Here is a 6,564-nt window from a genome sequence, read left to right as displayed (position 1 = left end):
GTGGGAAGGAGGGGGGGTTGGGGTGGGGTGGGTTTGTTTTTTTCTTGGTGGGGGGGTTGGGGGGGGGGGTGGGGGGGGTTTTTGGGGGGAAAACCAAAAACCCCCCCCCACGACCCCCTCGACCCACGACCAGGCCGAAGGCGCCCCCTTCGTCGCATCAGACACAGCGAAGGGAGCCTTCACCCCACCCGTCAACCTCACCCAAGATCAACTTAGGTACATGACATTGGGTTAGAACGACCTTTACCACTCACGACCTCTCCGAAAAATGCCCGAATCGGCCCGACCACTCGGAAAGTGTCCCCTGTGGACAGTCGAGTAGGTGTCAGGCCACAGTGACGAGCCCCTCCACCACCCACATGACCAGCGGATAGACGACTTCGCCGAGACCCTGGCGTCCAGCGCGGTGAAGGGGCCCTTCACGTACTTCTGAGTTACACAGGTTTCAGTGGGTCATGCCCCATCGACATCAGCTTGTGCCGCCAGTGCGCCTCGCCCGCGACCGGTTCGAGGTCGTCACGCCGCTGGTCCTCGACCCGCCGGACGACCGAGCGCATCACCCGCTCGTCCTCGGCGGTGAGGTCGGTCCGGCGCTTGCCGAGGATGCCGAGCACGTGCCGTCCAGTCGGCGTGCCCGCCTGGTCCGGCAGCGCTTCGTCCTCGTCGTGGGCCGACCTCGTGCGCAGCCAGTCGGCCAGTTCCCGCGAGGTCATGTTGACCACGCGATGGAATTCGTCCCACAGTTCGTCATCGATCTCGTGCACGGCGAAAACCTCCTGCCAGCACTCGACTTCTTACGGCGTCGTGTACGGCGCCTGCTGTTCGATGGACGGGCTCGCGGCCGGGTAACGGCCGTCCTGCCCGGGAACCGGCGTCACCGTCGTGCCCTGTTGCTCGGGCTCGACGCGCCTCGGCCGGTTGATGACCGCTTCGGCCTCCTGCTCACCACGGATCCGCGAGAGCACGCTGAGCGTGATCGCGTGGGCGATGGCCAGAACCAGCAGCAGGACACCCAGCCTGCCCACCACACCAGGAAGGTCGCTGCCCCCGATGTCGACGGTCGACAGCAGCGCCAAGACGCCCAGCGTCGCGAGATGGAACAGCACCGTGACGAGCCACGTCATGGAAGCGCCCGCGGCCGGATCGCCGTGTGAACCGCGCAGGTAGCGCTTACCGCTCTGGTAGATGATCAGACCGTCGAGCATGACCAGCGCCACCCCGATGACGAGGAAGGCCACGTATGCGTTGGTAGTCATGCCGGAACGCTCCCTTCGTAATGGACCTCACCCCAGGAGATACCCGGGACCTCCCCCAGGAAAACGCGTCTTCCAGGGGGAGGTCCCGGGTATCGGTCAGCTGCCGGGGCGGTCCACGTCACCGCGCCAGGCGCCGGACTCGTGGCCCCGGCTCTCGATGAACTCCTTGAACCGCTTCATGTCGCCCTTGACCCGGCGGTCGAGCACACCGAGTTTGTCGGCGACGTTCTCGGCGAAACCTTCCGGATCGATCTCCATCTGTGCCGTGACCCGGGTCTTGTTGTCGCCCAGGCGATGGAACGTGATGACACCCGCGTGGTCGGGGCCGGAGTCCGACGTCCACGCGACGCGCTCGTCGGGATGTTGTTCGGTGATCGTCGCGTCGAATTCCCGGCTCACCCCACCGAATTCGGTCACCCAGTGGGTGTGCGTCGCGTCAATCTGGCGGATCTCTTCGACACCTTCCATGAACTGCGGGAAGCTCTCGAACTGAGTCCACTGGTTGTACGCGGTCGTCACCGGGACTTCGACGTCCACCATTTCGGTGATCGTGCTCATGCATCCTCCTGTCGGTTGGGTGCTTTTCGAGCCGGCACTCCCCGGCTACCCGGCGCTCAGCGGGGCGAAACACGCTGTGATTGACCGGCCGGGCCGCCGGGTACCCGGCGGGCAGAACGCTCCGAGGAGGTGCCCCATGATCGAAGAGACCCACCGGAAGCCGTCCGCAGAGAAGTCGGTCGGCGAACTGGTTTCCGATCTCAGCGACGAGGTCAAACACCTCGTCCGCGACGAAATGCGGCTGGCCGTGTTCGAGTTGCAGCGCAAAGGGAAGAAGATGGGCTTCGGTGCCGGTTTGTTCGGCGCCGCGGGCGTATTCGCGCTTTTCGGGCTGGCGACCCTGATCGCCGCGGTGGTGCTGGCACTCGCGCTGGTGATGCCCGCGTGGCTGGCGGCCGTGGTGACGGGCGCGGCGCTGCTGCTGATCGGCGGCCTTTCGGCCGTCGTCGGCAAGAAGGAGGTCACGAACGCGACCCCGCCGGTGCCGGAAGAGGCCATCGAAGGTGTCCGTGAGGACGTCGACACCGTCAAGCAAGGAGTGCGCTCATGACCGATTTCCCCAAGAACGCCGAAGAAGCCCGCGCGGATCGCGACGTGACGCGAGAGGAACTCACCGAGACCCTCGACGCGCTGGGCAAGAAGATGGACGTCAAGGCGAGGGTCAACGACAACCTCGATACCAAGGTCGACGAGGCGAGCGCCAAGATCTCCGAGAAGGTCTCCGAGCCCGCGGCGGAGAAGTTCCGTCAGGGCACCGAAGTCGTCCGCGCGAATCCCCTGCCGATCTTCGCCGGTGTCCTGGCGTTGCTCTTCACCATCCGGCTGATCATGCGAAAGAGGTCTTCGTCGTGAACAAGGTTCTCTACAAGCCGCTCAACATGGTCGTGAGCGCCGCGGGCGGCGTGCTCGCCGGGATCGCGTTCAAGCAGATCTGGAAGCGCGTGAGCGGTGAGGAAGACGCGCCGGACGCCACCGACCGGGACTTCACCTGGACCCAGGTGATCGTCGCGGCCGCCGCGCAGGGCGCGATCTTCGGCGCGGTGAAGGCCGCCACCGAACGGGCGGGCGCGGTCGGCTACCGCAAGGCGACCGGCGACTGGCCCACGGAGGACTGACGATGCGCGTGGTGATCATCGGAGGCGGGTTCGCCGGCTACAACGCGGCCAAGACCCTCCTCAAATCGGTCGGCGACGATACGGAAGTCGTCGTGCTGAACCCGACCGACTACTTCCTCTATCTCCCCCTGCTGCCCGAAGTCGCCGCCGGGATCCTCGAACCGCGGCGGATTTCGGTGTCCATCCCCGGCACGTTGCGCGGTGTGCGCCTGGTGCTCGGGACCGCCAAATCGGTCGACTTCGACGATCGCAGCGTCAGCTACACCGACCCCGAGGGCCGCGAACACTCGCTCGGCTACGACCGTCTCGTGCTCGCCGCGGGCAGCGTCAACAAGCTGCTGCCGATCCCCGGCGTTCCCGAGTACGCCCGCGGTTTCCGCGGTCTGCCCGAGGCCCTCTACCTGCGCGATCACGTCACCCGGCAGATAGAACTCGCCGCCTCGGCGCAGGATCCGGCCGAACGCGACGCGCGCTGCACGTTCGTCGTGGTCGGCGCCGGCTACACCGGCACGGAGGTCGCCGCGCAGGGGCCGGCGTTCACCGCCGCGCTCGCCGCCCGGCATCCCGAACTGAAGGATCAGAAGATCCGGTGGCTGCTGCTGGACGTGGCCGAGCGGGTACTGCCGGAACTCGACCGGCGGCTCGGCGCCACGGCGGACGAGGTGCTGCGCGAACGCGGCGTCGAGGTCCTGATGAAGACGTCGATCGACAACGCCGGCGAGAAGGGGGTCACGCTGACCTCTGGTGAATCCGTGCCGACCCACACCCTCGTGTGGTGCGTCGGGGTCCGGCCGGACCCGCTCATCGAGCAACTGGGGCTGAAGACGGCCAAGGGCAGGCTCGTCGTGACAGCGCAATTGAACGTCCCCGGACGGCGCGACGTCTACGCGTGCGGGGACGCGGCGGCCGTCCCGGATCTGACCAGGCCCGGCGAATACACGCCGATGACGGCCCAGCACGCCGAACGCCAGGGCAAACTCGCCGGGCGGAACGTGGCCGCGTCGCTCGGGTACGGCTCGCACGGCACCTACCGGCACCACGATCTCGGCTTCGTCGTCGATCTCGGCGCCCACCAGGCCGCGGCGAATCCCTTGCACATCCCGCTTTCCGGATTCGCCGCCAAGGCGGTGACCCGTGGCTACCACCTGCTGGCCATGCCGGGCAACCGGCTGCGCACCGCCACCGACTGGGCGCTGGAAGCGGTGACGAAGCGGCAGACAGTCCAATTAGGACTCGTCCGCTCGGGTTCGGTGCCGCTGGACACGGATTCCCCCGAACTCCCCCGCACCGACTGCTAGAGGAGAGACGCCATGACCACCGAATCCGATCCTGTCCGCGCCGAAGGCCCCTCGGTCGTCACCGACGGCGGCGTCGAAGGGGCGAAACTGCTGGTCCTCGACCCTGCGGGCGAGGGCAAGCACGGTGAACTCCCGGCGACGTGGCGGCCGCTCGCGGCCCAGCGTCAGATCATCTGGTGCAGGCTGCCGGTGGACGGCGCGCTCAGCCAGGCCGAAGACGTGCTCGGCGACGCGGAACCCGGTGGCCCGCCGATCGACGTCGTGGCCGCCGGCGACTCGGCCGAGGACGCGCTGCGGCTGGCCGAACGCCACCCCGGCGCCGCGTCCCATGTCCTGCTGGTCGACCCGGTGCCGGACGAGTCCTCCGACCTCGCCGAACGGGTGCGCTCGTCCGGGACCGCGGTGGGCGTGCTCCCCCACAGCACCGGCGAACCGTACAACCGGGTACCGCCGCCGCTGCCGCTCGGGCATCCGGACGTCGTCGCGGGGATCACCAAGATCCTCGAGGACGTTTAGCCGCCGGACGGCAGCGGTATCCGGCGACCATGAGCGAAACCGTTGCGGACCATGTTCTGACCAGGCTGCGCGAATGGGACGTGGAGCAGGTCTTCGCCTATCCCGGGGACGGGATCAACGGGCTGGTGAGCGCGTTCGGCGCGGCGGAGAACAAGCCCCGTTTCGTGCAGACACGGCACGAGGAGATGGCGGCGTTCGCGGCTGTCGGCTACGCGAAACTGAGCGGACGGCCCGGCGTCTGCATGGCGACGTCCGGGCCGGGCGCGATCCACCTGCTCAACGGGCTCTACGACGCCAAACTCGACCACGTGCCGGTGGTGGCGATCGTCGGGCAGACGGCGCGCAGCGCGATGGGCGGCAGCTACCAGCAGGAGGTGGATCTGCAGGCGTTGTTCAAGGACGTCGCGAGTGAGTACCTCGTCGAGGTCAATGTCTCCGAACAGCTGCCGAACGCGCTCGACCGCGCCCTTCGCACGGCCATCGCGCAGCGCGCGCCCACAGCGCTGATCATCCCGGCTGATCTGCAGGAGGAGACCTACCAGCCGCCGCGGCACGAGTTCAAGCACGTTCCGTCCTCCCCGCCCGATCATCCGCGGGCCAGTGTCATCCCGCCCTCGGAGGAAGTCGCTCGCGCCGCGGAGGTGCTGAACGCGGGCGAAAAGGTCGCGATCCTGATCGGACAGGGCGCGCGCAACGCCGTCACCGAGCTGCGCGAGGTCGCCGATCTCACCGGCGCCGGAGTGGCGAAGGCGTTGCTGGGCAAGGATGTCCTGCCCGACGACCTGCCGTACGTCACCGGCTCCATCGGCCTGCTCGGCACGCGGCCGACGTACGAGATGATGCGGGACTGCGACGTGTTCCTGATCGTCGGCTCGAATATGCCGTACGCGCAGTTCCTGCCGGAATTCGGTCAGGCCCGTGCGGTCCAGATCGACATCGATCCCCGGTTCCTCGGGCTGCGCTATCCGACCGAAGTCAACCTGCTCGGTGACGCGAAGGGCACGTTGCAACAGCTGATTCCGTTGCTGGAGCGCAAAACGGACCGCGGCTGGCGGGAAAAGATCGAGAAGAACACCGGCGAGTGGCAGGAGACGCTGACCCGCCAGGCGATGCTGGAGGCATCTCCGGTCAACCCGATGCGGATCGTGCACGAACTGTCCGAGCGGATCCCCGAAGACGCCATCGTCACCGCGGACTCCGGTTCGGCCACCAACTGGTACGCCAGGAATCTCCGGATGCGCGGCCGCATGCGGGGCACGCTCTCCGGCACCCTCGCGACGATGGGCTCCGGCGTCCCGTACGCGATCGGCGCGAAGTTCGCCCACCCCGACCGGCCGGTGATCGCCCTGGTCGGCGACGGCGCGATGCAGATGAACGGGATGGCGGAACTGCTGACCATCGCCCGGTACCGCGAACTGTGGGCCGATCAGCGATGCGTCGTCTGCGTGTTCCACAACGGCGATCTGAACCAGGTCACCTGGGAACTGCGTGCCATGGGCGGCTCGCCGAAATTCGAGCCGTCGCAGACCTTGCCGGAAGTGTCCTATGCGGACTTCGCGCTGGAGATCGGCCTAGGCGGGATCGCCGTCGACGATCCCGCCCGGCTCGGAGAAGCATGGGACGTCGCGCTGTCGACCAACGTGCCGACCGTACTGGACGTCCGCTGCGATCCCGAGGTGCCGCCGATTCCGCCGCACGCCACCTTCGAGCAGGTGAAGGCGCTGACCGAAGCGGTCCTGAAGGGTGAGCCCGACGCCTGGCACCTGGTGGCGCAGGGGATCAAGACGAAGATGCAGGAACTGCTGCCCTCGCGCCGCTGAT

Annotated in this window: 9 protein-coding genes; 6 read left to right on the top strand and 3 right to left on the bottom strand. The window is 67.6% G+C overall.

Annotated features, from left to right (window positions below):
* Positions 1 to 434 precede the first annotated feature (434 nt).
* The 3 genes from AC069H_RS13410 to AC069H_RS13400 form a co-directional block, all read right to left on the bottom strand.
* Positions 435 to 764, bottom strand: a complete 330-nt coding sequence (locus tag AC069H_RS13410) for a DUF3140 domain-containing protein (protein ID WP_478232420.1) — start codon at positions 762 to 764, stop codon at positions 435 to 437.
* A 30-nt stretch (positions 765 to 794) separates the two neighbouring features.
* Complete coding sequence (locus tag AC069H_RS13405; RefSeq protein ID WP_125674604.1) at positions 795 to 1,256, bottom strand: hypothetical protein; 462 nt, start codon at positions 1,254 to 1,256, stop codon at positions 795 to 797.
* A 96-nt stretch (positions 1,257 to 1,352) separates the two neighbouring features.
* Positions 1,353 to 1,814, bottom strand: coding sequence for an SRPBCC family protein (locus tag AC069H_RS13400; protein ID WP_478230084.1), 462 nt, complete (start codon positions 1,812 to 1,814; stop codon positions 1,353 to 1,355).
* 136 nt (positions 1,815 to 1,950) lie between these two features.
* Here AC069H_RS13400 and AC069H_RS13395 point away from each other — a divergent pair, with 136 nt between their 5' ends.
* From AC069H_RS13395 to AC069H_RS13370, 6 genes are read left to right on the top strand one after another with little or no spacing between them, the layout of a single operon-like run.
* Positions 1,951 to 2,364, top strand: a complete 414-nt coding sequence (locus tag AC069H_RS13395; protein WP_340682899.1) for a phage holin family protein — start codon at positions 1,951 to 1,953, stop codon at positions 2,362 to 2,364.
* A complete protein-coding gene (locus AC069H_RS13390) occupies positions 2,361 to 2,666 on the top strand; it encodes a DUF3618 domain-containing protein (RefSeq protein WP_125674610.1) in 306 nt (101 codons plus the stop codon). The genes AC069H_RS13395 and AC069H_RS13390 overlap by 4 nt, the downstream gene beginning before the upstream one ends.
* A complete protein-coding gene (locus AC069H_RS13385) occupies positions 2,663 to 2,929 on the top strand; it encodes a DUF4235 domain-containing protein (RefSeq protein WP_478230081.1) in 267 nt (88 codons plus the stop codon). Before AC069H_RS13390 ends, AC069H_RS13385 begins: the two co-directional genes overlap by 4 nt.
* A gap of 2 nt (positions 2,930 to 2,931) precedes the next feature.
* Positions 2,932 to 4,227 (top strand): NAD(P)/FAD-dependent oxidoreductase, encoded by a 1,296-nt coding sequence (locus tag AC069H_RS13380; RefSeq protein WP_478232419.1) that lies wholly within the window; start codon positions 2,932 to 2,934, stop codon positions 4,225 to 4,227.
* A gap of 12 nt (positions 4,228 to 4,239) precedes the next feature.
* On the top strand, positions 4,240 to 4,743 hold the full coding sequence (locus AC069H_RS13375) for a hypothetical protein (protein WP_478232418.1): 504 nt from the start codon (positions 4,240 to 4,242) through the stop codon (positions 4,741 to 4,743).
* Positions 4,744 to 4,772: 29 nt separating this feature from the next.
* Positions 4,773 to 6,563 carry a thiamine pyrophosphate-requiring protein gene (locus AC069H_RS13370; protein ID WP_478232417.1) on the top strand — a complete coding sequence of 597 codons (1,791 nt, stop codon included), beginning with the start codon at positions 4,773 to 4,775 and terminating at the stop codon, positions 6,561 to 6,563.
* Position 6,564 lies beyond the last annotated feature (1 nt).

The sequence above is a fragment of the Amycolatopsis sp. NPDC043887 genome, from assembly GCF_056435665.1.
This window is presented reverse-complemented; position numbering and strand designations above follow the sequence as displayed.